This is a genomic window from Streptomyces uncialis (assembly GCF_036250755.1).
GTDB classification, from domain to species: domain Bacteria; phylum Actinomycetota; class Actinomycetes; order Streptomycetales; family Streptomycetaceae; genus Streptomyces; species Streptomyces uncialis.
Genome location: NZ_CP109583.1, coordinates 3,474,849 through 3,498,524 on the forward strand (window position 1 = coordinate 3,474,849; position 23,676 = coordinate 3,498,524).

Below are 23,676 nucleotides of genomic sequence, written 5' to 3' on the forward strand. Positions count from 1 at the left end.
CCCCACACCGGTGACCGCCCGCACCCAGCACCACGGTCGTCACCGCGTACCCCCTACGGGGTGACGACACCTCCTGACAGCGCCGCCGGCCCCCCGGCGGCGCTGTCGCATGTCCGGACGCGGCGGACCGTGCCCGTCACAGCCGCATCCGGCACAGGGGTTCCGGTCAGAAGAACTCCGACCAGGGCTGGTCCCACACCTGCTTGACGCAGAGCACCACGAACAGCAGCCCCGCCCCCTCCAGCATGGTGTTGCTGAGCCGGCCGTTGCGCCACTCGCGCGGGGTCCGTGTGGAGTTGAGCAGCCAGAGCAGGGTGAGCGCGAGGAACGGCATGAACGCGGCGCCCAGCACCCCGTACACGATGACGAGCCGGAACGGCTGGTCCTGGAAGAGCAGGACCATCGGAGGGAACGTCAGCCACAGCAGATAGGCGCGGAAGGCCCAGGAGCGCTCGTGCCTGCCGGAGGCCACCTCCGCGCCGGTCGTGGTGTCCGCCGACGGGCCGCGCAGCCGGGCCACGAAGTCGGCGAACATCAGGCTCACCCCGTGCCACACCCCGATCAGCGAGGTGAACGACGTGGCGAAGAAGCCGATCAGGAACAGTTTCGCGGTAACGGTCCCGTACTCCGCCTCCAGCACCCGGGACAGGTCCAGCAGTCCCCGGTCACCGCTGGAGATCGCGATCTGCGACGAGTGCAGCAGCTCCGCGCCGACCAGCAGCATCGACACGACGAAGACGCCCGTGGTCGCGTAGGCCACCCGGTTGTCCAGGCGCATCACCTTCATCCAGCCCGGTCCGGTCCAGCCCTTGGCGTTGACCCAGTAGCCGTACGCGGCCAGCGTGATGGTGCCGCCGACCCCGCCGATCAGTCCGAGGGCGTTGAGCTCCGAGCCCCTCTCGTCGGGCAGGACGGGCAGCAGTCCCGCCACCGCGTCCCCGAGGTTGGGGGTGACCCGGACGGCCAGATAGACCGTCACCACGAACATGACCCCCACCAGCAGGGTCATCACCTTCTCGAACACCGCGTAGCGGTTGAACCAGACGAATACGAGTCCGACCAGCCCGCAGACGATCCCCCAGGTCCGCAGGGACCAGCCGTCGGGGAACAGCGCCTGCAACGGGAGCGCGCTGGACGCCATCGCGGCGGCGCCGTACACGAAGCCCCAGACCACGACGTACACGGCGAAGAACACGGTGGTCCAGCGGCCCAGGCTGTGCCAGCCGTCGAACAGGGTGCGGCCGGTGGCCAGATGCCAGCGGCCGACCGCCTCGGCGAGGGAGATCTTCACCAGACAGCCGATGACGGCCGCCCAGAGCAGGGTGTATCCGAAGTTGCTTCCGGCGATGAGGGTCGCCACGAGGTCGCCCGCGCCCACTCCGGTCGCGGCGACGACGACGCCGGGTCCGATGTGCCGCCAGGTCGACCGGCGGGGCGGGGGGACGGGGGTGCCCGTCGCGTGGGTGGGGGTGTCCGTTGTCTCGGCCATGCCCCATAAGGAAGCGCAGCGCCGGGCCCCGCACAACCCCGCCCGGGGCGTCCTTCACCCCTCCCCCACGCGCCCCTTCCGGGTCCCGCCGGGTGTCTCCCCGCCCACCGGCCGGGGGTCGCCGTCCGCCGGACCCGCACTCTTGACCGTGCCATGACAGCCCTTCACGATGTGTCCGACCACCCCCCACACAGGAGGTCCGATGCGACCAGGCCCAGGCGGCCGCCGCGCCAGAACCACGGTGCTCGCCGCCCTGCTCACCGCAGCCCTCGCCGTCCCCCTCACCGCCACGGCCGACACGGGGCGCACACCCCCGCCCGTGGCACCCGCCGCCCAGGAACAGCCCCTCCAGTACGAGATCCAGGGCCATCTCACCGCCGCCGACCGGACGGCCATGTCCCGGACCGGCGCCACCATCGACGAGGCGGGCGACCACACGGTCGTCGTCTCCGCCCGCGCGAGGGAACTGCGGGCCCTGCGCGCCCTCGGGTACGCACCCACCCGGGCCGGCGCCACCCCCGACCGCTCCGGCGAAGGGCCGGTCCGGGCCCTGGACTTCCCGCCCGCGGACTCCCGCTACCACAACTACGCCGAGATGACCGCGGAGATCGACCAGCGGCTGAACGCGTACCCGTCCCTGATGACCAAGCGCGTGATCGGGAAGTCGCACCAGGGCCGGGACATCGTCGCGATCAAGGTCAGCGACAACGCGGCGGTGGACGAGAACGAGCCCGAGGTGCTGCTCACCTTCCACCAGCACGCGCGGGAGCACCTCACCGTCGAGATGGCCCTCTACCTGCTGCGTGAGCTGGGCGCGGGCTACGGCTCCGACACCCGGATCACCAACGCCGTCAACTCCCGCGAGATCTGGCTGGTCCCGGACCTCAACCCGGACGGCGGCGAGTACGACATCGCCTCCGGCGCGTACCGCAGCTGGCGCAAGAACCGCCAGCCCAACACCGGTTCGTCGGCCGTCGGCACCGACCTCAACCGCAACTGGAACCACCGCTGGGGCTGCTGCGGCGGCTCCTCCGGCTCGGCGGCCTCGGACACCTACCGGGGCACCGCACCGGAGTCGGCGCCCGAGGTGAAGGTCGTCGCGGACTTCGTCCGGGGCCGGGTCGTCGGCGGCCGTCAGCAGATCAGGACGGGCATCGACTTCCACACGTACAGCCAGCTGGTGCTGTGGCCCTACGGCTACACCTACAGCGACACGGCGGCGGGGATGACCCAGGACGACCGGGACGCGTTCGCCGCGCTGGGCCGCCGGATGGCCACGAGCAACGGCTACACGCCCGAGCAGTCGAGCGATCTGTACATCACCGACGGCTCGATCGACGACTGGCTGTGGGGCAGCCAGAAGATCTTCGGCTACACCTTCGAGATGTACCCGGGCTCGGCGGGCGGCGGCGGCTTCTATCCGCCCGACGAGGTCATCGAACGCGAGACCAGCCGCAACCGGGACGCGGTGCTCCAGCTGCTGGAGCAGTCGGACTGCGTGTACCGGACGATCGGCAAGGAGGCGCAGTACTGCACGGCGTGACGGCGTGAGGACATGACGGGGTACGGCCCCGGATCACGCCCGCGTCCGCGTACGTGATCCGGGGCCGTACCCGTCTCAGGCCGTACCCGTCTCAGCTCCCGGACGACCCGGAATCGCCGCCGGGCTCGCTGCCGACAGCCTTGCCACCGGCGGCCTTTCCGCCCCCGGCCCGTTCCACCGCCTTCACCACGGCGACGGCGGTCGCACCGGCGGACCTGTCCTTCGCCTCGTCCGATGTCCCGGCCGCCGGCGGTTCCTCGTCCTCGAACCACGCGTCGAGTGCCGCGTCCAGCCGCTCGGTCCACTCCGTGAGAACGCCGCGCGCGGGCGCCTGGATCTCGTTGGGGTACCAGCGGCGGTCCGGGGTGTGGACGTATACCGTCAGTCGGCGGCTGAAGCGGGTCGTCGTGTACTCGACCGCGCCGATCTCGTCCCAGGTCCATTCGGCGGCCTGGTCGTCGAGGGTGAACGAGACACCGGTCCCGTCCACGAGGATCGAGCCGCGCCGGTCCGACACCTCGAACACCGGACCGTCGGGGACCTCGGCCGTCCCGGACTCCTCCGGGCCGTCGGCGTCGTCGGTGCCGTCAGGGTGGTCCGTGTCGTCCGTGTCGTCCGTACCGGCCGTGTCCTTGGGGACGGCGTCCGGGCGGCCGTCCGGGGTGTCGTCGTCGGTCACGTCCCCGGGGACGGCCCGCGGCTCGTCCCGGGGTTCCTTGCGCCCGTCTCCGTCAGGGCGGCCCACCGCCCCCGGTTTGGTGAGCGCGACCGGGGTCGCGAGGCCGGGGACGTGCGCCGGGTCGATGGCTGCGGCGTCGACGAGCGGGGGGTTCTTGCCTATGGGCTGCTCCACGGCACCGCAGTATGGCCGAGATTCCTGTGACGTGCATGGGCGGGGTGCCCGATCGTGTCGTTCCCGCCCGGAAAGGACCGTTTGTACGGCCTTTCCGGGCGGGAACGACAGCCCTAGACGAAGAGGCTGAGCGTGGCGGCGACGGCGAAGCCGGCCACGGAGAGCACCGACTCCAGAACGGTCCACGACTTCAGCGTGTCGCGCTCGGAGATGCCGAAGTACTTGGCCACGATCCAGAACCCGCCGTCATTGACGTGGGAGGCGAAGATCGAGCCCGCCGAGATCGCCATGATGACGAGCGCGACGAACGGCTGCGAGTGGTCCCCGGCCTCGATCAGCGGCCAGACGATCCCGGCGGTCGTCACGATCGCCACGGTCGCCGAGCCCTGCGCCACCCGCAGCACCAGCGAGATCAGATACGCGAGCACGATCACGGGCAGCCCGAGGTCGTTGAACGTGTCCGAGAGCGCCTGGGCGACCCCGCTGCCCTTGAGGACGGCGCCGAAGACCCCGCCCGCGCCGACCACCAGCAGGATGTTGCCGACCGGCTTCAGGGACGACGTGGAGACCGTCTCCAGCGACTTGCGGGACCAGCCGCGCCGGACCCCGAGCAGCCAGTACGCGAGCAGCAGCGCGAGGGTGAGGGCGACGAAGGGGTGTCCGAAGAACTCGACGACCGAGCGGGTCGTGGACGGGTCGAAGGCGATCGACGAGAACGTCGCCAGCAGGATGAGGACCAGCGGGGTGCCGATGATGAAGAGCACCGTGGCGAGCGGGACGGGCTCCTCCCGGGGCACGGTCCCCGACGCGCGCTGTTCGGCGGCGAGCGCGGCCCGTGACTCCTCGGCGGCCTCGACCATGTCCTGCGGGACGGGGACGAAGAGCCGCTTGCCGATCCACGCGGCGTAGACCCAGGCGGCGATGACGGCCGGTACACCGACGACGACGCCCATCAGGATCACCCAGCCGAGGTCGACGCGCAGGAGTCCGGCGGCGGCGACGGGGCCGGGGTGCGGCGGCAGGAAGGCGTGGGTCATCGAGAGACCGGCGAGCAGCGGCATGCAGTACAGCAGGATCGATTTGCCGCCGCGCTTGGCCGCCGCGTAGACGATCGGGGCGAGGACGAAGATGCCGACGTCGAAGAAGACGGGGATACCGAAGATGACGCCGGTGAGGCCCATCGCGAGCGGTGCGCGCTTCTCGCCGAAGAGGCCGAGCAGCCGGGAGGCGAGCACCTCCGCGCCGCCGGAGACCTCCAGGATGGCGCCGAGCATGGTGCCCAGGCCGATGATGATGGCGACATGGCCGAGGGTGCCGCCCATCCCGGACTCGATGAGGGAGACGGCGTCGGACTTCTGGACGGTGCCGAAGAGCTGGGTGACGGAGAGCCCGGCGGACAGGCCGACGGCGATGGAGACCGCGAGCAGCGCCACGAACGGCTGGAGCCTGACCTTGATGATCAGGAACAGCAGCAGCACGATGCCGAGGGCGGCGACGGTGAGGAGTCCGGCGGTGCCGGGTATCAGCGCCAGCAGTCCGGTGGTGGGGGTCTCGGGGGCGGCGGGGTCGCCTCCGGCGGCGAGGGTGAGGGTGGGAGGACGGTGGGCGAGGAGGTGCATGAGGGGTCCTCGTGGTTCCGTGGCGCGCCGGTGGGCCGTACGACGCCGTGCGCCCCGTGCACAGGGGGCTGCCGGACGCCTCCGCCGGCGCTGCGGGCAGGGCGGATCGCGGTACGGCGCCGTGCGGGGCGCCGCACCGGTCGTGGTGCGGTACGCGGTGCTGGGGCTCGGTACGGGCAGGGCCGCTGCGGTACCGAGGAGGACCGGCGGGAGCCGATGCGGGGGTCCGGGCCGTCGGCGGCCCGGTGGCCGGGTCCGGCGGGCCCTGGGGCCCGCCGGAGGGGGACGGCTCTAGCCGAGGACGGCCAGGGCGTCGATCTCGATCAGCAGGCCCTTGGGCAGGCCGACGTAGACGGTGGTGCGGGCGGCGGGGGGCTGGGTCAGGCCCTGCTCCTCGAAGTACGCGTTGTAGATGCCGTTCATCTCGGCGAAGTGGTCGACGTCGGTGAGGTAGACGCGGATCATCATCACGTCGTCCCAGGAGGCGCCGCCCTCCTCCAGGATCGCCTTGACGTTGGCGAAGGTCTGGAGCGTCTGCTCCTTGAGACCCGGGCCGGCGGGCGTCGGGGGCCGGCCCTCGACGGCGGGCAGGAAGCCGACCTGTCCGGCGACCTGGAGGATGTTGCCCTTGCGGACGCCGTGCGAGAACTTCGCGGGCGGCGTGGTGTGGGTGGCGGGGACGAGTGCGGTCTTCTGCGTGTCGGTCATGGGTGTTCCTTGGTCGGGATCGTTCGGGATGTGCCGTGGGCACCGGCGGGGCCGGAGGCGGCCGGGTTGCCGGAGTACTCGCGGCTGATGGCGTCGGCGGTGCGCCGCACCAGGGGAAGGAGGGTGAGGAGTTCGTCGGCGGTGACGACGACGTTCGGCGCGGACACCGACATCGCGGCGACGACCCGTCCGTCGGCGCCCCGGACGGGCGCGCCGACGCAGTTGATGGACTCCTCGTGGCCACCGAGGTCGGTGGCCCAGCCCTGTTCGCGGACGGCCGCCAGTTCCCGGAGGAAGGCGGCGGCGCTCGGGGTCGAACGGGCCGTGTACATGGGGTAGTCGAGCTTCTCGGCGATGGCGCGCCGCTCGTTCTCGGGGAGGTCGGAGAGCAGGAGTTTGGCGACGGCGGCGACGGTGAGCGCGACGGGTTTGCCGATGCGCGAGTACATCCGTACCGGGTAGCGGCTCTCGACCTTGTCGATGTAGAGGACCTCGTTCTCCTCGTGGACGGCGAGATGGACCGTGTGGCCGATCTTCTCGTTGAGGGCGACGAGGTGGGGGTGGGCGATCTCGCGTACGTCGAGGTTCTCGACGGCTTCCTGGGCGAGCGCGAACAGCCGGGCGCCGAGCCGGTAGCGCTGGTCGGACTGCCGGTAGACGAGCCCGTGCTCGTGGAGGGTGCGCAGCAGCCGCAGCGCGGTGGACTTGTGGACGCCCAGCCGGTTCGCGACCTTGCCGAGATCGGCGGGTCCTTCGGCGAGCAGCGGCAGGATCGACAGCGCGCGGTCGACGGTCTGGCTCATCTGGTGGGTACCTCCTCCTGGGCCCTGGGGTCGGCGTCGGTCCAGCCGGGGCCGAGTCGCAGTGTGCCCCACGCGGTGTCGTCGAGTGCCACGAGCCGGTCGGCGCGCTCGCGGGACGGGGGGACGGCGAGGTCGCCGGGGACGGTGAGGGCGGCGGCGGCCATCAGATGTCCGTGGCGGAGCCGGTCGCGGACGGGCAGCGCGCGCAGGGTGGCGGAGAGGAATCCGGCGGCGAAGGCGTCGCCCGCGCCGACGGGGGCGACCACGTCGACGGTGAGGGCGGGCACGAAGTCGCGGGAGCCGTCGGCGCCGAGCGCGACGGCTCCGTGGGCGCCCTGTTTGACGACGACGAGCGCGGGTTTCGGCAGGGCGGCGCGGATGGCCTCGGGTCCGCCGGTGACGCCCCAGGCGACGGCGGCCTCGTCCTCGCCGACGAAGACGAGGTCGCTGGCGTCCGCGAGGACGCGGAGCACGTCCCCGGCCTCGGTGGCGTCCGGCCACAGGCTGACCCGGTAGTTGACGTCGAAGGAGACGAGGGGGCGTCCGGGGCGGGGCGCGGTGACCTCGCGCAGCAGGGCGAGGCAGCCGGCGGAGAGGGCGGCGGTGATCCCGGAGACATGGAGGATCCGCCCGGCGAGGAGGGCCGGGACGTCCATGGTGGCGGGGGACATCGCGGAGGCGGCCGATCCGGCGCGGTAGTAGACGACCTCGGCGAGCGGGGCGGCCTCGGCGGCGGCGCGTTCGTCCTTGCGGACGGCGCGCTCCCCGGCGGTGCGGAAGTAGATCCCGGTGGGCCTGCGGTCGTCGTGGCGCACCCCGCCGGTGTCGACACCGCAGGCGGCGATGGCGCGTACGAGGTGGGTGCCGAAGCCGTCCTCGCCGACCCGGCTGATCCAGCGGACGCGGTGACCGGCGCGGGCGAGGGTGCAGGCGAGATTGGACTCGGCGCCGCCGATGCCGCGTTCGAAGGCGGGTACGTCCGCGAGCGGTCCGGGGACCGTGGGGAGGAAGGTGACCATCGACTCCCCGAGGGTGACGACCTCGGGCCGCCCGCCGTCGTCGTGCCGTACCGGGGTGCCGGTCCCGGGGGCGGCGGGCTCGGTGGTGGCTCGGGGCGTCTCGGCTCCGGGTGCGGTCACGACGGTGGGGCTCCTCGCTGGTCGTCGGCCGGTCGTCGGCCGGCCGTGGGGTGTCCGGCTCCGTTGACCGGGCGTCGGCTCGGATGTTAGACACCTGTCTGCGACATACGCAATGAGCGTTGCACATGTCGCAATGTGCAGACTGGACGCCGCAGACCCCTGGCACCCTCGCCCCGACCCCGGGAGACCTCATGGCCGCCGCCGACGACGCCGCGCAGACCACGACACCCCACCCCGCCGTCGCCGCCCTCCGCGGCGAACGTGTCGACCACCGCTTCAAGGCGCTCCCCCCGGACGCCGACGGGCTGACCGTCGGGGAGCTCACCGCCCAGCGGCGCAACCTCTTCACCGGCGGATTCACCACCCCCGTGCTCGCCCTCTCCGCCGAGCGCCTGGAGCACAATCTCGCGCTGATGGAGTCGTACGCCGCGCGCCACGGTCTCGCGTTCGCCCCGCACGGCAAGACCTCGATGGCCCCCCAGCTCTTCGCCCGGCAGATCGAGCGCGGCGCGTGGGGCGTCACCCTCGCCGTCCCGCACCAGGTACGGGTGGCCCGCGCCTTCGGGGTACGGCGGATCTTCCTCGCCAACGAACTGGTCGACGCCGCCGCCCTGGCCTGGCTGGCCGCCGAACTCGCCGCCGACCCCGACTTCACCTTCGTCTGCTACGCCGACTCCGTCGACGCGGTCCGTCTCATGGACGGGGCGCTGCGCGGCTGCGCCCGCCCGCTGGACGTCGTCGTCGAGCTCGGTGCGGGCGAGGGCGCCCGCACCGGAGCCCGCACCGAGGCCGAGTGCGCGGCGATCGCGGACGCCGTCGCCGCCACGGACACCCTGCGGCTGGTCGGGGTCGCGGGCTACGAGGGCGAGGTCCCGGACGCCGACCCCGAGCGGGTCCGCGCCTGGCTGCGCCGCCTGACCGCGCTGGCCGTCGCCTTCGACACGGCGGGCCGCTTCGCCGGAGTGCCCGAGATCGTGGTGAGCGCGGGCGGCAGCGCCTGGTTCGACGCGGTCGCCGATGTCTTCGCCGAGCTCCCGGAACTCTCCGCGCCCACGCTCAAGCTGCTGCGCTCGGGGGCGTACGTCTCCCACGACGACGGCCACTACAAGCACCTCACCCCGTTCAACCGGGTCCCCGAGGAGGGCGCCCTGCACCCGGCGTTCCGGCTGTGGACCCAGGTGGTGTCCCGCCCCTCCCCCGAGCAGGCGTTCACCAACGCGGGCAAGCGGGACGCCGCGTACGACCTCGATCTGCCCGTGGCGCAGACCGTGCGCCGCGACGGGGTGGAGCGGCCGGCGACCGGGGTGCGCGTCACGTCCCTGTCGGACCAGCACGGCTGGGTGTCCACCACCGGGGACGCGGATCTGCGGGTGGGCGACTGGATCTCGCTCGGCCTCTCGCACCCCTGCACGTCCTTCGACAAGTGGCAGCTGATCCCCCTCGTCGAGGCGGACGGCACGGTCACGGACTACATCCGCACGTACTTCTGACCCGGCCGACCCCGACAGCCTGCCCGTCCCCGACCCGAGAGGAACCCCCATGGACCTGGTGATCGCAAACGCCCAGGTGGTCGACGGCTCCGGCGCCGCCGGATACCCCGCGCACGTGACGGTCAGGGACGGCCGGATCGCGCAGATCCACCGCGACGGACCGCCCCCGGCCACCACCGGCGAGTCCCTCGACGCGGACGGGCTGACCCTCGCCCCCGGCTTCATCGACATGCACGCCCATACCGATCTGGCCCTGCTGCGCGACCCCGAGCACACCGCGAAGGCGGCCCAGGGCGTCACCCTGGAGGTCATCGGCCAGGACGGCATCTCCTACGCCCCCGTCACCGACACGACCCTGCCCACGATCCGCCGGGCCATCGCGGGCTGGAACGGCAGCGGCGACGACATCGACTTCGACTGGCGCACGGTCCGCGAGTACCTCGACCGCCTCGACCGCGCCCACACCGACCCGCACGGCGGTACGGGCATCGCGGTCAACGCCGCCTATCTGATCCCGCAGGGCACCCTGCGGATGCTCGCCCTCGGCTGGGACGACCGCGACCCCACCGCCGCCGAACTGGACCTGATGCGCGCCGAGATCACCGAGGCGATGCACGCGGGCGCGGTCGGCATGTCCTCCGGTCTGACGTACACCCCCGGCATGTACGCCAAGGACGCCGAGCTCACCGAGCTGTGCCGGACCGTCGCCGCCCACGGCGGCTACTACTGCCCGCACCACCGCAGCTACGGCGCGGGCGCCCTCGCCGCGTACGAGGAGATGGTCGCCCTCACCCGTGAGGCGGGCTGCCCGCTGCACCTCGCGCACGCCACCATGAACTTCGGTGTGAACAAGGGCAAGGCCCCCGACCTGCTGGAACTCCTAGACCGGGCGCTCGCCGACGGCGCGGACATCTCCCTCGACACCTACCCGTACACCCCCGGCTGCACGACCCTCGTGGCCGTCCTGCCGAGCTGGGCCAGCGAGGGCGGCCCCGACGCGACCCTCGCCCGGCTGCGCGACGACGACACCGCCGAACGCATCCGCCACCATCTGGAGGAGATCGGCTCCGACGGCTGCCACGGTGTCCCCATGGAGTGGGAGACCATCGAGATCTCCGGCGTCACCGACGACGCCAACACCCCCTACGTGGGCCGCACCGTCCTGGAGACCGCCCGCGCGAACGGCGAGACCCCCTGGACGACCGCCCGCCGGCTCCTGCTCGACGACCGCCTCGGCGCGACGATCCTCCAGCACGTCGGCCATGAGGAGAACGTCCGTACGATCATGCGCCACCCCGTCCACACCGGCGGCTCCGACGGCATCCTCCAGGGCGCCAAGCCCCACCCCCGCGCGTACGGCACCTTCCCCGAGTACCTCGGCAAGTACGTCCGCGACGAGGGCGTGCTGTCGCTGGCGGAGTGCGTCGCCCACCTCACGTCCCGCCCGGCCGCCCGGCTGCGGCTCGCGGACCGGGGCCTGGTCCGCGAGGGCTACCGCGCCGACCTCGTCCTGTTCGACGCGGACACCGTCGCCGCGGGCTCCACGTACGACGACCCCCGGGTGTACCCGACCGGTATCCCGTACGTCCTGATCGACGGCAGGTTCGTGATGCGCGACGGTCTCCGCACCGACGTGATCGCGGGCCGCACCGTCCGGGGCGCCGCCTACCGGCCGTGACTCCGGGGCCATTTGCCCCTCCCGCGAACCGGTCGCGCATGGCACCATCCCGTCCCATGATCACAGCAACCGAGGTCATCCGGCGCTCGGGCGTGAACGGCCAGATGCCCCTGCTCACCCTGGACGAGTTCTTCGACGGCAACACCGACGAGGAGTGCGTGGCCCCCCAGCAGTGGGGCCACGGACGCCCGCCGCTCGCCGAACTGACCGCCAGGCTGCGGGAGATCGAGCGCCGCGAGGATGTCCTGTGGGTGCGGGTCCAGCTGCACCCCGGTTCGGTGGAGACCAGCACCCTCACCGCCCAGGCGATAGCCGTCTGCACCCCGGCGGACGAGGCCGCGTGCGCGCAGTGGGTGGACGGCTTCGAGGCGGACGTGTTCCTCGGCCTGGTCGACGCCTACCGCGACGTCCCGAAGGCCCCGGAGGGCACCTACGTCTGGTCCGTCGTCTGGGAGTGACCCACGCGAACCGGTCCTACCGATCCCGTACGGCCGTGCGCGAGGGCCGGTGCGGTGACCGTCGGCGTCGCGGAGCCGCGCTGCCCGTGATCAATGGGCGGGCGGGACCCAGGCATCACGGGATACGGTCTCGCCATGTCCCGATCAGCCGCATCCCACCCCGCCCCGTCCCCCGTCGGCGCGGACGATCTCGATCTCGCCGTGCGGCTCGCGCTCGCGGTCCTCCGTAAGGCGCCGCCGGCCGCGTGGGACGGCAAGGCGGGTTCGCTGGAGTGGGACTGCTGGGAGACCGTCGAGCATCTGAGTGACGACCTCTTCGCCTACGCCGTGCAACTGGGGCCGAGGAAACCGCCCCTGGACACCGAGGTGCCCTTCGTCTGGGAGAGCCGGCGGCCCGGCGGTCCGGAGGTCACCGTCCGGGCCGACCGGAAGGCGGGACCCGCCGGGCTGCTCCAGGTGCTGGAGGCCAGCGGCGCGCTGCTGGTCGCCATGGTGCGTACGACGGCCCCGGAGGTGCGCGCCTACCATGTGTTCGGCGTCTCGGACGCGGCGGGCTTCGCGGCGATGGGCGTCGTGGAGACCCTGGTGCACACACATGACCTGGCGCAGGGGATCGGGCTCGACTGGAACCCGCCCGCCGATCTGTGCGCGCGGGTGCTCGCCCGGCTGTTCCCGGACGCCCCGGCGGCCACGGACCCCTGGACCACCCTGCTGTGGGCCACCGGCCGCGCCGAACTCGACGGCCGCCCCCGGCCGGCCACCTGGCGCTGGGACGGGACGGTCCGCGCGTAGCGCCGATGCGAACGCCCCGCGCTCCCCGATGGACTCGGGGCTCGCGGGGCCGGTCACGGTGACTAGTGGCGGGGCAGCTGGTCCAGGAGCCAGGTGCCGAGCTGTTCGGTCACCCGGGAGTGGCGGGTGTTCTCGTTCGAGAAGAGGATCTCGTCCAGGCCGCTCTCCTGCTGGTTCGCGTCCTTCAGGTTCTCGTACAGGGTGCTGTCGTCGATGTCCCGGAGGTCGACCGCGCTGCCGGAGGGGACGAAACAGATCTCCGGGTGGTGGGCCACGGCCGCCATGCCGAGCAACGGCTTGGTGAGGTTCTTGGCGGCGATGTCGTAGGAGTCGAGGGTGCCGCCGGGGGCTCCGTCGGCGGCGGCCAGGCCCCGGTGCCGGACGTCGATCTCGCGCACGTAGTCCTTGAGATGGGCGAGGACGACCCGGTTGTCCGGGCTCTGGGTACGCAGGGTGGTGGGCCGGAATCCGCCCTTGGTGCACTCCAGCGCGGGCTCCCCCGCCGGGACGTCGATCCCCGTACCGTCGCCGCGGCCGTTGGCGATACCGATCTTGCGGGGACGCATGGGCCAGTCGCCGACCCGCTTCAGCGCTTCCAGGAACTCGGTGCGCAGCGGGTCCTCGACGGGCTCGGCCTGGACGGTCTCGATGTGCCGCCAAAGGAGTTGCCGGGCGGCGGGGCTGTTGATCTGGGCGCTCAGCTTCGGCGCGGTCGGCTTCAGGAAGTGGGCGAGGGCCTGGAGGGCGATGGGGATGGACGCGCCCCGGTGCGGGCTGTCGAAGCTGAAGTACAGCGCGGTCTGGTGATCCATCTTCTGGGTTTCCATCTTGGCCAGCGCGTAGCGGGTGATGAGCCCGCCCATGCTGAAGCCACCGACGGTGAGCGGGGCATCGCCCTGGCGCTCGGAGAGGGCCCGGAAGACGCACTCGGTGGCGACCTTGGCGTTGTCGAGGATCGACGCGGCCCGGTCCTCGTAACCGAGGAGGATCAGGTCGTAGCCGCGGTTGTGGAGTTCGGTGACGAACGGGAAGTCGGCGCGCTCCAGGGCGTCGTAGAGCGCGGCGAAGTTGCTGGGACCGGCGTTGAAGCCGTCGGAGACGATCACCGGGCGGCGCAGGACGCGCGGGCCGGGCGCGAGGTGGACATGGGCCTCGCCGCCCGGGAAGTCCCACACGATGTGGTCCGGCTCCGCCGGGGGCGCGGGCGGGTTCTCGACGCCGAACAGGCTCCAGTCCTGCTGGGGGATGTCCTCGCTGGTCATACGGGTCCTCCGATGTGTCGCCGGTGCACTGACGTGGTGTCACGGGTGGCAGCCCGGACCGAACGTAGCGGTCCTCGAACACGTACGGGTGTGGATCAACGACACCGAGTGAGTTTGGCCGAAAACCGGCAAGAGCCAGCAAAAACCACAACCGGCGCACGTCCGTCCACATGCCCCACCCATGCGCCCGCGTGAGCCGGTCATGCGCGGGGGCGCACGATGCCACGGGCCCGCCTCCCCGGACGCCCCACGCCGGGCCCCGCACCGCAAATCTCCACCCTTACGGGTGAGTTGATCACCGTTCGGCCGGTTCGGAGGCGACTTCATCCGCTATCCCAGGGTTCATGACCAAGCTTCCGCGCCCGGCCCGCACCACGCTGGCCCCCGCGCTGTCCCTCGGACTGGCCCTGGCCCTCACCCCCGCCCTCCCGGCCACGGCGGCCCCCGCACCCACCGCCGCCCGCGGCACCGTGATCGCCCAACTGGAGGACGCCCTCTCGACGCTGCTCACCGAGGACGAGCGGCGGGCCGGGTACACCCCCGACAAGTTCCGCCACTGGAACGCCGGTACGGACCGGACGGACGGCTGCGACACCCGTAAGGAGGTCCTGATCGCCGAGGCCGTGGAGGCGCCGACCGTGGGCGCCCGCTGCGCGATCAAGGGCGGCAAGTGGGTCTCGTACTACGACAACCAGACCGTGAACGGCACGGACGGACTCGTCGTGGACCATGTCGTCCCGCTCGCGGAGGCCTGGGGATCGGGCGCGTCCTCGTGGACATCGGCGCGCCGTGAGGCGTACGCGAACGACCAGGGCGTCCCCACGACGCTGACCGTGGTGACCGCCCGGACGGTCCGCGAGAAGGCCGCGCGGGACGTGGCCGACTGGCTGCCGCTCGCGGGCGACAAGTACTGCCGGTACATCGGCGAATGGGTGTCCACCAAGCACCGCTGGAACCTGAGCGTCGACAAGGACGAACTGGAGTCGCTGAAGCTCTTCGCCGACAACGCCTGCGAACAGACCGTGGTGATCTACACCCCCGCCCCCGCCTAGCGCATACGTACGAGAGGTCGCCCACGCGGGGTCGACCATCCGGGCATATGCCGCGCCGGACGGATCACCGCGTGACCCCTGGCCCGCCCGCCGGATAGACGAGATGACGAACGGCATCCCGACGACGAAGCAGGCGAGTCGATGAGCGACACCAGGAAGACCACGAAGTCCCGGACCCGGGCGCGGCTGACACTGACCGCTCTGGGCGCGGTGGCCCTCGCCTCGACCCTCCCCACGGGTACGGCGACGGCCGACGACGAGACGCATATCGACTCGCACAACGGCCACCACGTCACCCTGGTCTCGATCGGCGAGATCGACGACCCGGCGGAGGACGTACTGGAGCACGCGGCGATCTTCGGCAGCGAGACCTCGACGGTCGGCTGACCCCAGCCCCCCTCAGTCGGGCCTCAGCGCACCCCGCGCGGACGGAACTGCACGCTGATCCGGGGCCCGGTCGCTCTCGCGCTCTTCGGTACGGCGTGCTCCCAGGTCCGCTGGCAGGAGCCGCCCATCACGATCAGGTCGCCGTGGCCGAGGGCGTACCGCGTGGTGGGGCCGCCGCCGCCACGGGGGCGCAGCAGCAGATCGCGGGGCGCGCCGACGGACACGATGGCGACCATCGTGTCCTCGCGGGCCCCGCGGCCGATGCGGTCGCCGTGCCAGGCGACGCTGTCGCGGCCGTCGCGGTAGTAGCACAGGCCCGCCGTGACGAAGGGTTCGCCCAGCTCCGGGGCGTAGTGGGCGTTCAGCGCGGTGCGCGCTTCGTCCAGCGCGGGGTGGGGCAGCTCCCGGCCCTCCACGTAGTGGCACAGCAGCCGGGGCACGTCCACCGTCCGCTCGTACATCTCCCTGCGCTCGGCGCGCCAGGGGACGTCGGACGCGAGCCGCTCGAACAGCTCGTCGGCGCCGTGCAGCCACCCGGGGAGCACGTCCACCCAGGCACCGGCGCCGAGCACCACCCGGCGGGCCCCGCCCAGGTCCCCGAGCGTCGCGCCGTCCCCGCGGGGGTCTTCCCCGACCTGGCCGAAGAGGGAACCTTGCAGTGACTGGGACATATCCCCACCCTACCCCACCCACTCGAACACCCGATCGATTCCCTCCGTCCGAGGTCTGTCCGGCTGGGCCCACTTTGTCCCTGTGCGGGTCGGACGGGGGTGCGCAGTTCCCCGCGGGTCGCCTTCGCTCGCGCTCCCCAGGTCCGTCCGGCTGGGCCCACTTCGTCCCTGTGCCGTCGCTCGTGGGGTGCGCAGTTCCCCGCGCCCCTGGATGCTGCCCCTGTTCGTCGCTCTTCGAGTGCGGGTCCGCCCTCGTCTTTTGCGCAGTTCCCCGCAGGTCGCCTTCGCTCGCGCTCCCCAGGTCCGTCCGGCTGGGCCCACTTGTCCCTGTGCCGTCGCTCGCGGGGTGCGCAGTTCCCCGCGCCCCTTTGGGGCGCCCCCTGCCGGTTCTTCGGGTCGGTGCCGGTCGGGATTCTCCGTCCTCGATCCGACACGCTCGGTAGGTCCAGGAAGGTGACCCCACTGAAGCATCGGAGTCTGCGAGCAGAGATTCCCGCCCACCCCCTCCCGCAGCCGTGCGCCTGCACGAGGAGAAGGGTGAAAAGCAACCCCAGGCGGCTGAGGCGCCCCCAAAGGGGCGCGGGGAACGGCGCAAAACCCACGAGCGACGGCACAGGCAACAAGTACGCCAGCACCGAGTACCCAGGGGCGCGGGGAACTGCGCACCCCCGTCCGACCCGCACAGGAACGAAGGGCGTCCAGCCGGACGAACCTAGGAAGCGCAAGCGAAGGCGACCCGCGGGGAACTGCGCACCCCACGAACGACCGCACAGGAACGAAGTACTCCCAACCGGACAGACCTCAGAAGCGCAAGCGAAGGCGCCCCGTGCTGCAAAACACAGCCCCCACCTCGCGACCTCACCGTAAGGTGACCCGCATGCAGGTGATTCAGTCGACGAAGCTCGCCAATGTCTGTTACGAGATCCGGGGCCCGGTCCTCGAAGAGGCGATGCGGCTGGAAGCAGCGGGCCACCGCATCCTCAAGCTCAACACGGGCAACCCCGCGGCGTTCGGTTTCGACTGCCCCCCGGAGATCCTGGAGGACATCCTCCGCAATCTGGGCGACGCCCACGGCTACGGCGACGCCAAGGGCCTCCTCGCCGCCCGCCGCGCGGTCGTCATGCACAACCAGACCCTCGGCATCGAGACGGACGTCGAGCACGTCTTCGTCGGCAACGGTGTGTCCGAGCTGATCGTGATGGCGATGCAGGGCCTGCTGGACAACGGCGACGAGGTCCTCGTCCCCGCGCCGGACTACCCCCTGTGGACCGCCGCCGTGTCGCTGTCCGGCGGCACCGCCGTCCACTACCGCTGCGACGAGCAGTCCGACTGGATGCCGGACCTCGCCGACATCGAGCGGAAGGTCACCGACCGCACCAAGGCGATCGTGATCATCAACCCGAACAATCCGACCGGGGCCGTCTACGACGACGAGATGCTGCGCGGGCTGACCGACATCGCCCGCCGCCACAACCTCCTGGTCTGCTCGGACGAGATCTACGACAAGATCCTCTACGACGACGCCACCCACACCGCGACCGCCGCGATCGCCCCGGACCTGCTGACCCTCACGTTCAACGGGATGTCGAAGGCGTACCGGGTCGCCGGGTACCGGGTCGGCTGGATGGCGATCTCCGGGCCCCGCGCGCACGCCGACTCGTACATCGAGGGGCTGACGATACTGGCGAACATGCGGCTGTGCGCGAACATGCCCGGTCAGCACGGGGTCGTCGCGGCCCTCGGCGGACGCCAGACGATCGACGACCTGGTGCTGCCCGGCGGGCGGCTGAAGGAACAGCGGGACACCGCGTACGAGCTGCTCACCCGGATCCCCGGGGTGAGCTGTGTGAAGCCCAAGGGCGCGCTGTACCTGTTCCCCCGGCTGGACCCCAAGGTGTTCAAGATCAAGGATGACCGGCGGATGGTCCTCGATCTGCTTCGCCGCGAGAAGATCATGGTCGTCCAGGGCACGGGCTTCAACTGGCCGGAGCCCGATCACTTCCGGGTGGTCACCCTGCCCACGGTCGCCCAGCTCACCGAGGCCGTCACCCGGATCGGCAACTTCCTGGACGGCTACAGCCAGCCCTGACAGATCCGGTACCGCTCCTGACGCGGGTCCCGCACCGGCCCCGGCCCCCGGCCGGGAACCGGGGCGCAAACCGTCCCGGCGGGCATCCGTGGCAGCACACGGGTGATTCGCCGTACGGCAAACGGGCAGGGCCGAGTGTCCCGCCCGGTCGGTCTCCCGCGCGCGTGCGACAACGGCGGGTATGAGACCACTCCTTTCCCGGTTGCCGGGACGCGGCCCCGACCGGCCGCGACCGGCAGCCCCGCGGTCCACACGCAGACGCGCGTGGACCCTGGCCACCGCCTATGTCGTGGCCGCCGCGTCCGCACCGCTGATCGCGTTCGGCACCGCCGCCGCCCCGGCCGTCGCCGCGCCCCTGCCCGGGGGCCTCGGCCCCTGTGTGCCGGGCGACTGTCCCGACCCGTTCCCGCCGATCAGCAACGGTCCGATCATGGGCCGGGACAACGCGATCAACGTCTTCGCGGGCGGGGACTTCCGGGTCCGGGAACGGGCCGCCGAGGCCGAGGGCCGGGTCGTCGTCCTCGGCGACTTCGACCAGGACAAGGTGGCCGGCGCCAGCGCCATCTACAACGTCGGCATCGTCGGTGTGGGCTCCCGGGTGCCGCCGTCCGACGGGGCCGACTTCCTCACCACGGGCGGCGACGTCACCGTGGCCGCCGGGGAACGGCTCCTCGCCGACGGCGGAGTGGTCCGGCACGCGGGCACCGCGACCGGCACGATCACCGGGACCGTGGTCCAGGACCCGAACGCCGCCGCCCCCTACACCGCGCTGCGCGGTGAGCTCACGACCGCGAGCCAGTGCTACGCGCGTGACGACCAGGGGACCCGGCCCGCGACGGGCACGGCGGTGAACCAGGGCGGTCAGACCGTCTTCACCGGCGACAACACCTCCGCGCTCCAGATCTTCAACGTCGACTTCGACATGACGACGGCGAGCGGCGGCCAGCAGGGGCTGGTCTTCCAGAACATCCCCGCGAACGCGACCGTGCTGGTCAACGTGCTGGGCACCACCCGCACGCTGAGCACCTACAGCGGCAGCCCGTTCGACACGGACCCGCTCAACCAGCTGCGCTCGCGGCTGCTGTGGAACTTCCCGGACGCCACCACCGTGAACCTGGCCGGTACCGGCCAGTTCCAGGGCAGTGTGCTGATCGGCAACCAGGCGTCGCAGGCGACGGTCACCCTGCCGGGTGTCAACGGCCGCTTCTTCAGCACCGGCACCATCACCCACACCAGCCCGCCGGGCGGCGGTGGCGGTCAGGAGTTCCACGCCTACCCGTTCAACGCGACGAACCTTCCCGACTGCACCGTGGCCCCCGTGCAGGGGCCGGTGAAGGTCGTCAAGGAGGACGCGGCGACGGGTGACAACCTGCCCGGCGCCGTGTTCGAGCTGTGGCAGGAGACCAACGGCCAGACCGGTCTCCAGACCACCGGCGCCGACCCCGACACCCAGGTGGGCGCCACCTGCACCACCGACGCCAACGGCGAGTGCACCCGCACCGTCGACCTCGGGACGTACTACTGGCGTGAGACGCAGGCACCACCGGGGTACGACCTCCCGGCGAACCCGGTCTTCGGCCCGCTGACCCTGGGCGCCGGTGATCTGCCGGACGGGGTGAGCATCACCGCCCAGGACACCCGTATCCCGGTCACGGGCGCGGTGTCGGTCCTCAAGCAGGACTCCGTGACCCAGGCCCCGCTCGCGGGTGCGACGTTCCAGCTGTGGGAGGAGACCAACGGCGTCCCCGGTCTCCAGACCACGGGCGGTGACCCCGACACCCAGATCGGCAACTCCTGCGTCACCCCGGCCGACGGCCGGTGCAGCCGGACCGTCGAGGCGGGTACGTACTACTGGCGCGAGACCCAGGCGCCCGCCGGGTACGACCTGCCCGGCAACCCGGTCTTCGGGCCGCTGGTGCTCACCGACCAGAACGCCCCGACCGGCGTGACCGTCACCGCGAACAACACGGCGACAGCCCCGGTCACGGGTGCGGTCACCGTGGTGAAGAAGGACTCGGACACCGGCGCGAACCTCGCGGGTGCCGTGTTCCAGCTGTGGCAGGAGACCAACGGCATCGCCGGTCTCCAGACCACCGGCGGCAACCCCGACGTCCAGGTGGGCGCGTCCTGCACCACGGGCGCGAACGGCGAGTGCACCCGCGACGTCGAGACCGGCACGTACTACTGGCGCGAGATCCAGGCACCGCCCGGGTACGAACTGCCGACCAACCCGGTGTTCGGCCCGCTCGCGCTGACCGACGAGAACGCCGAACAGGGTGTCACCGTCACCGCGAACAACAGCCCGACCGCCCCGGTCACCGGCACGGTCACCGTCGTCAAGCAGGACTCCACCACCCAGGCACCCCTCGCGGGCGCGGTGTTCCAGCTGTGGGAGGAGACCAACGGCATCCCCGGCCTCCAGACCTCCGGCACCGACCCCGACACCCAGGTCGGCAGCCCCTGCACCACCCCCGCCAACGGCCAGTGCACCCGCACCGTCGACCTCGGCACCTACTACTGGCGCGAGACCCGCGCCCCCGACGGCTACGACCTCCCGGCCAACCCCGTCTTCGGCCCGCTCGTCCTGACCGAGGCCAACGCCCCCACCGGCGTCACCGTCAACGCCAACAACTCCACGACCGCCCCCGTCACCGGTGAGGTCACGGTCGTCAAGAAGGACGCGGACACCGGCGCCAACCTCGCCGGAGCCGTCTTCGAACTGTGGCAGGAGACCAACGGCACGCCCGGCCTCCAGACCACCGGCGGCAACCCCGACATCCAGGTCGGCGCCCCCTGCACCACCGGCGCGGACGGCGAGTGCACCCGCACCGTCGAGACCGGCGCCTACTACTGGCGCGAGACCCAGGCGCCCACCGGCTACGAACTGCCCTCCAACCCGGTCTTCGGCCCGCTGAACCTCACACCGGAGAACGCCCCGGAAGGCGTGACCGTCACCGCGAACAACAGCGGAACGGCCCCGGTCATGGGCGCGGTCACCGTCGTCAAGAAGAACGCGGCCACCGGCGTGAACCTCGCCGGAGCCGTGTTCCAGCTGTGGGAGGAGACCAACGGCGTCCCCGGCCTCCAGACCACCGGCAGCGACATCGACACCCAGATCGGCAGCCCCTGCACCACCCCGGCCAGCGGCCAGTGCACCCGCACCGTCGAGATCGGGACGTACTACTGGCGCGAGACCCAGGCGCCTCCCGGGTACGACCTCCCCGCCAACCCGGTCTTCGGACCGCTCGTCCTGACCGCGGAGAACGCCCCGACCGGCGTCACCGTCACCGCGAACAACACACCGACGGCCCCGGTCACGGGCGCGGTCACGGTCGTCAAGAAGGACTCCGTGACGGGCGCGAACCTCGCCGGCGCGGTGTTCGAGCTGTGGGAGGAGACCAACGGCCAGGAGGGTCTCCAGACCACCGGCGGTGTCCCCGACACCCAGATCGGCGTCTCCTGCACCACCGGCGCCGACGGCCGCTGCTCCCGCACGGTCGAGACAGGTACGTACTACTGGCGCGAGACCCAGGCGCCCGCCGGGTACGACCTCCCCGCCGACCCGGTCCTCGGCCCGCTGCACCTGACCGAGGACAACGTCGAGGACGGCATCACCGTCACGGCGGACAACACCCCGACCGCTCCGGTCACCGGTGATGTCACGGTCGTCAAGAAGGACGCGAACACCGGCGCGAACCTCGCCGGAGCCGTGTTCCAGCTGTGGGAGGAGACCAACGGCGTCCCCGGCCTCCAGACCACCGGCGCCGACCCCGACACCCAGGTCGGTGCGTCCTGCACCACCCCGGCCAGCGGCCGGTGCACCCGCACCGTCGAGGTCGGCACCTACTACTGGCGCGAGACCCAGGCGCCCACCGGCTACGACCTCCCGGCCAACCCGGTCTTCGGTCCCCTCGTCATCATGCCGGAGGACGCGGAGCAGGGCGTCACGGTCACGGCGAACAACACCCCGACCGGTCCGGCCACCGGCGCGGTCACGGTCGTGAAGAAGGACTCGGACACCGGGGCGAACCTCCCGGGTGCCGTGTTCCAGCTGTGGGAGGAGACCAACGGCATCGCCGGTCTCCAGACCACCGGCGGCAACCCCGACACCCAGGTCGGCGGCTCCTGCACCACCCCCGCGAACGGCCAGTGCACCCGCACCGTCGAGACGGGTACGTACTACTGGCGCGAGACCCAGGCGCCCGACGGGTACGACCTCCCCTCCGACCCGGTCTTCGGCCCGCTGAACCTCACGCCGGAGAACGCCGGACAGGGCGTCACGGTCACGGCCGGCAACAGCCGCACCCCGGCCGAGGAGAGCGTCATCAAGGTCGAGAAGACCGACGCGAAGAACGGCCGCCCCCTCGCGGGCGCGGTCTTCGAACTGTGGGAGGAGACCAACGGCGTCCCGGGCCTCCAGACCCGGCCCTCCGGCTCCACCCCGCCCGACACCCGTACCGGTCCTGGCTGCGCCACGGACCGCGCGGGACTGTGCGTCTTCGACGAACTGCCGACGGGGACGTACTACGTGCGCGAGACGGACGTGCCCGAGGGCTACGTCCTGCCCGACAACCCGGTCCGCGGCCCGATCGTCATCACCCCCGAGGACGCGGGTGAGACCGTGACGGTCAAGATCGCCAACAAGCGCGGGGAGCCCGGCAAGGGCAAGTAACCCACCCGCACAACCATGAGGCCGGGGACCGCACACGCGGCCCCCGGCCTCACTGCATCGGCCCAATCCCCCCGGCGCCCGGCAACGGCTGCTGGTACCTCTGGGAGGACCCGACGAACGGAGACATTCGATGACCGGGGACAGCGGCATACGCGGCACGCAGGGCGGGGCGGACGGTACGGGGGCGGCCGGGGGCGGCGCGGTATCCGGGGGCGGTGGTGCGGTCAGGGCCCCGGGTGCGCGGAAACGGGCGGGGGCGGTGGCGGTGGGCGCGGGGCTGCTGCTCGCGGTGGCGCCCCCGGCGGCCGTCGGGGCCGGGGAGGACCGCGGCCGGGCGGCGGCCGACGAGTGCGTGTCGTCCACCGGGCCCTACCAGCGGGAGCTGGAGGGGTATCTGAGGCGGCCCGTGGACGGGGTCCAGTCGCCGGAGGACTGCGCGGCGATCCGCGCCTTCCAGACCTCCGAGGCGATCACCCCGGCCGACGGCTACGCGAACCTCGTCACCTACCGCACGATGACGGCCGTGGACGCCCGCGGCAATCCGAACGCGGAACGGATGTGCCCCGACCGCTCGTACAGCGTGACGTGCGTTGACCTCGACCGGCAGATCCTGTGGACGCAGACCGACGGAGAGGTGGTCTTCGACCCCGTACCGATCCGGACCGGGCGCGACGACGAGGAGACCCGGCCCGGGTGGCACGCCATCTACTGGCGGGACATCGACCATGTCTCCACCGAGTACAACGACGCACCGATGCCGTACGCGCAGTTCTTCGACGGCGGCCAGGCGCTGCACGGCCGTCCCGACGACCTGTTCGACGGAGGCGGCTCCGCGGGGTGCGTGAATCTGCGGCTGTCGGACGCGCGGGACCTGTGGGACCTGCTGGACGTCGACGACGCGATCTTCGTCTGGGGCACCAAACCGGGCACCGCGGACTGAGTATCCGCGGCGGCGGGCGGAATGACGCCCC

At 71.9% G+C, this 23,676-nt stretch carries 18 protein-coding genes; 10 read left to right on the top strand and 8 right to left on the bottom strand.

The annotated features are described in order from the left end of the window. Positions 1–166: 166 nt before the first annotated feature. Entirely contained in the window at positions 167–1,489 is a 1,323-nt protein-coding gene (locus OG711_RS14145) for an Nramp family divalent metal transporter (protein WP_329559387.1), read from the bottom strand. Positions 1,490–1,691: 202 nt separating this feature from the next. Here OG711_RS14145 and OG711_RS14150 point away from each other — a divergent pair, with 202 nt between their 5' ends. Beyond that, a complete protein-coding gene (locus OG711_RS14150; protein ID WP_329559388.1) occupies positions 1,692–3,032 on the top strand; it encodes a M14 family metallopeptidase in 1,341 nt (446 codons plus the stop codon). Positions 3,033–3,123: 91 nt separating this feature from the next. Here OG711_RS14150 and OG711_RS14155 read toward each other — a convergent pair whose 3' ends face one another. The 5 genes from OG711_RS14155 to OG711_RS14175 form a co-directional block, all read right to left on the bottom strand. Beyond that, positions 3,124–3,885, bottom strand: coding sequence for a hypothetical protein (locus tag OG711_RS14155; RefSeq protein ID WP_329559389.1), 762 nt, complete (start codon positions 3,883–3,885; stop codon positions 3,124–3,126). Positions 3,886–3,998: 113 nt separating this feature from the next. Continuing rightward, positions 3,999–5,504, bottom strand: a complete 1,506-nt coding sequence (locus OG711_RS14160; RefSeq protein ID WP_073784482.1) for a GntP family permease — start codon at positions 5,502–5,504, stop codon at positions 3,999–4,001. Positions 5,505–5,795: 291 nt separating this feature from the next. Beyond that, on the bottom strand, positions 5,796–6,212 hold the full coding sequence (locus tag OG711_RS14165; RefSeq protein WP_073784480.1) for a RidA family protein: 417 nt from the start codon (positions 6,210–6,212) through the stop codon (positions 5,796–5,798). After that, positions 6,209–7,015, bottom strand: coding sequence for an IclR family transcriptional regulator (locus OG711_RS14170; protein ID WP_329559390.1), 807 nt, complete (start codon positions 7,013–7,015; stop codon positions 6,209–6,211). The genes OG711_RS14165 and OG711_RS14170 overlap by 4 nt, the downstream gene beginning before the upstream one ends. Beyond that, positions 7,012–8,034, bottom strand: coding sequence for a sugar kinase (locus OG711_RS14175; protein ID WP_405674864.1), 1,023 nt, complete (start codon positions 8,032–8,034; stop codon positions 7,012–7,014). Before OG711_RS14175 ends, OG711_RS14170 begins: the two co-directional genes overlap by 4 nt. 311 nt (positions 8,035–8,345) lie before the next feature. Here OG711_RS14175 and OG711_RS14180 point away from each other — a divergent pair, with 311 nt between their 5' ends. From OG711_RS14180 to OG711_RS14195, 4 genes are all read left to right on the top strand, one after another. Next, the gene (locus tag OG711_RS14180) at positions 8,346–9,644 is read left to right on the top strand and encodes an alanine racemase (RefSeq protein ID WP_266510415.1); all 1,299 of its coding nucleotides are present in this window, start codon (positions 8,346–8,348) and stop codon (positions 9,642–9,644) included. A gap of 49 nt (positions 9,645–9,693) precedes the next feature. Then, a complete protein-coding gene (locus OG711_RS14185) occupies positions 9,694–11,322 on the top strand; it encodes an N-acyl-D-amino-acid deacylase family protein (protein WP_073784475.1) in 1,629 nt (542 codons plus the stop codon). A gap of 56 nt (positions 11,323–11,378) precedes the next feature. Then, positions 11,379–11,780 carry a hypothetical protein gene (locus OG711_RS14190; protein WP_073784473.1) on the top strand — a complete coding sequence of 134 codons (402 nt, stop codon included), beginning with the start codon at positions 11,379–11,381 and terminating at the stop codon, positions 11,778–11,780. Between the two features lie 135 nt (positions 11,781–11,915). Then, on the top strand, positions 11,916–12,572 hold the full coding sequence (locus OG711_RS14195; protein WP_073784471.1) for a maleylpyruvate isomerase N-terminal domain-containing protein: 657 nt from the start codon (positions 11,916–11,918) through the stop codon (positions 12,570–12,572). A 62-nt stretch (positions 12,573–12,634) separates the two neighbouring features. Here OG711_RS14195 and OG711_RS14200 read toward each other — a convergent pair whose 3' ends face one another. Further along, on the bottom strand, positions 12,635–13,834 hold the full coding sequence (locus tag OG711_RS14200; RefSeq protein WP_329559392.1) for an esterase/lipase family protein: 1,200 nt from the start codon (positions 13,832–13,834) through the stop codon (positions 12,635–12,637). 344 nt (positions 13,835–14,178) lie between these two features. Here OG711_RS14200 and OG711_RS14205 point away from each other — a divergent pair, with 344 nt between their 5' ends. Together OG711_RS14205 and OG711_RS14210 are read left to right on the top strand one after the other, a co-directional pair. Continuing rightward, on the top strand, positions 14,179–14,886 hold the full coding sequence (locus OG711_RS14205; RefSeq protein ID WP_266508310.1) for an HNH endonuclease family protein: 708 nt from the start codon (positions 14,179–14,181) through the stop codon (positions 14,884–14,886). Between the two features lie 141 nt (positions 14,887–15,027). Further along, entirely contained in the window at positions 15,028–15,273 is a 246-nt protein-coding gene (locus tag OG711_RS14210; protein ID WP_073784465.1) for a hypothetical protein, read from the top strand. 23 nt (positions 15,274–15,296) lie between these two features. Here the strand turns inward: OG711_RS14210 and OG711_RS14215 are convergent, their stop codons facing one another. After that, positions 15,297–15,944: an alpha-ketoglutarate-dependent dioxygenase AlkB gene (locus tag OG711_RS14215; protein ID WP_329559393.1), complete on the bottom strand. Its 648-nt coding sequence runs from the start codon at positions 15,942–15,944 to the stop codon at positions 15,297–15,299. 877 nt (positions 15,945–16,821) lie between these two features. Here OG711_RS14215 and OG711_RS14220 point away from each other — a divergent pair. The 3 genes from OG711_RS14220 to OG711_RS14230 all read left to right on the top strand — a co-directional run bounded on the left by OG711_RS14220 (position 16,822) and on the right by OG711_RS14230 (position 23,645). After that, positions 16,822–18,033 carry a pyridoxal phosphate-dependent aminotransferase gene (locus tag OG711_RS14220; RefSeq protein ID WP_329559394.1) on the top strand — a complete coding sequence of 404 codons (1,212 nt, stop codon included), beginning with the start codon at positions 16,822–16,824 and terminating at the stop codon, positions 18,031–18,033. Positions 18,034–18,214: 181 nt separating this feature from the next. Continuing rightward, positions 18,215–22,705 carry a SpaA isopeptide-forming pilin-related protein gene (locus OG711_RS14225; RefSeq protein ID WP_329559395.1) on the top strand — a complete coding sequence of 1,497 codons (4,491 nt, stop codon included), beginning with the start codon at positions 18,215–18,217 and terminating at the stop codon, positions 22,703–22,705. A gap of 130 nt (positions 22,706–22,835) precedes the next feature. Then, on the top strand, positions 22,836–23,645 hold the full coding sequence (locus tag OG711_RS14230; RefSeq protein WP_329559396.1) for a L,D-transpeptidase family protein: 810 nt from the start codon (positions 22,836–22,838) through the stop codon (positions 23,643–23,645). Positions 23,646–23,676: the final 31 nt, after the last annotated feature.

What these genes read in the sequence shown, in the direction of transcription:
- OG711_RS14195 (WP_073784471.1), top strand. Translation starts at nt 11,916, where the DNA reads ATGTCCCGATCAGCCGCATCCCACCCCGCCCCGTCCCCCGTCGGCGCG.
- OG711_RS14205 (WP_266508310.1), top strand. Translation starts at nt 14,179, where the DNA reads ATGACCAAGCTTCCGCGCCCGGCCCGCACCACGCTGGCCCCCGCGCTG.
- OG711_RS14225 (WP_329559395.1), top strand. Translation starts at nt 18,215, where the DNA reads ATGAGACCACTCCTTTCCCGGTTGCCGGGACGCGGCCCCGACCGGCCG.
- OG711_RS14185 (WP_073784475.1), top strand. Translation starts at nt 9,694, where the DNA reads ATGGACCTGGTGATCGCAAACGCCCAGGTGGTCGACGGCTCCGGCGCC.
- OG711_RS14215 (WP_329559393.1), bottom strand. Translation starts at nt 15,944, where the DNA reads ATGTCCCAGTCACTGCAAGGTTCCCTCTTCGGCCAGGTCGGGGAAGAC.
- OG711_RS14145 (WP_329559387.1), bottom strand. Translation starts at nt 1,489, where the DNA reads ATGGCCGAGACAACGGACACCCCCACCCACGCGACGGGCACCCCCGTC.
- OG711_RS14210 (WP_073784465.1), top strand. Translation starts at nt 15,028, where the DNA reads ATGAGCGACACCAGGAAGACCACGAAGTCCCGGACCCGGGCGCGGCTG.
- OG711_RS14220 (WP_329559394.1), top strand. Translation starts at nt 16,822, where the DNA reads ATGCAGGTGATTCAGTCGACGAAGCTCGCCAATGTCTGTTACGAGATC.
- OG711_RS14150 (WP_329559388.1), top strand. Translation starts at nt 1,692, where the DNA reads ATGCGACCAGGCCCAGGCGGCCGCCGCGCCAGAACCACGGTGCTCGCC.
- OG711_RS14160 (WP_073784482.1), bottom strand. Translation starts at nt 5,504, where the DNA reads ATGCACCTCCTCGCCCACCGTCCTCCCACCCTCACCCTCGCCGCCGGA.
- OG711_RS14175 (WP_405674864.1), bottom strand. Translation starts at nt 8,034, where the DNA reads ATGGTCACCTTCCTCCCCACGGTCCCCGGACCGCTCGCGGACGTACCC.
- OG711_RS14230 (WP_329559396.1), top strand. Translation starts at nt 22,836, where the DNA reads ATGACCGGGGACAGCGGCATACGCGGCACGCAGGGCGGGGCGGACGGT.
- OG711_RS14200 (WP_329559392.1), bottom strand. Translation starts at nt 13,834, where the DNA reads ATGACCAGCGAGGACATCCCCCAGCAGGACTGGAGCCTGTTCGGCGTC.
- OG711_RS14180 (WP_266510415.1), top strand. Translation starts at nt 8,346, where the DNA reads ATGGCCGCCGCCGACGACGCCGCGCAGACCACGACACCCCACCCCGCC.
- OG711_RS14190 (WP_073784473.1), top strand. Translation starts at nt 11,379, where the DNA reads ATGATCACAGCAACCGAGGTCATCCGGCGCTCGGGCGTGAACGGCCAG.
- OG711_RS14165 (WP_073784480.1), bottom strand. Translation starts at nt 6,212, where the DNA reads ATGACCGACACGCAGAAGACCGCACTCGTCCCCGCCACCCACACCACG.
- OG711_RS14170 (WP_329559390.1), bottom strand. Translation starts at nt 7,015, where the DNA reads ATGAGCCAGACCGTCGACCGCGCGCTGTCGATCCTGCCGCTGCTCGCC.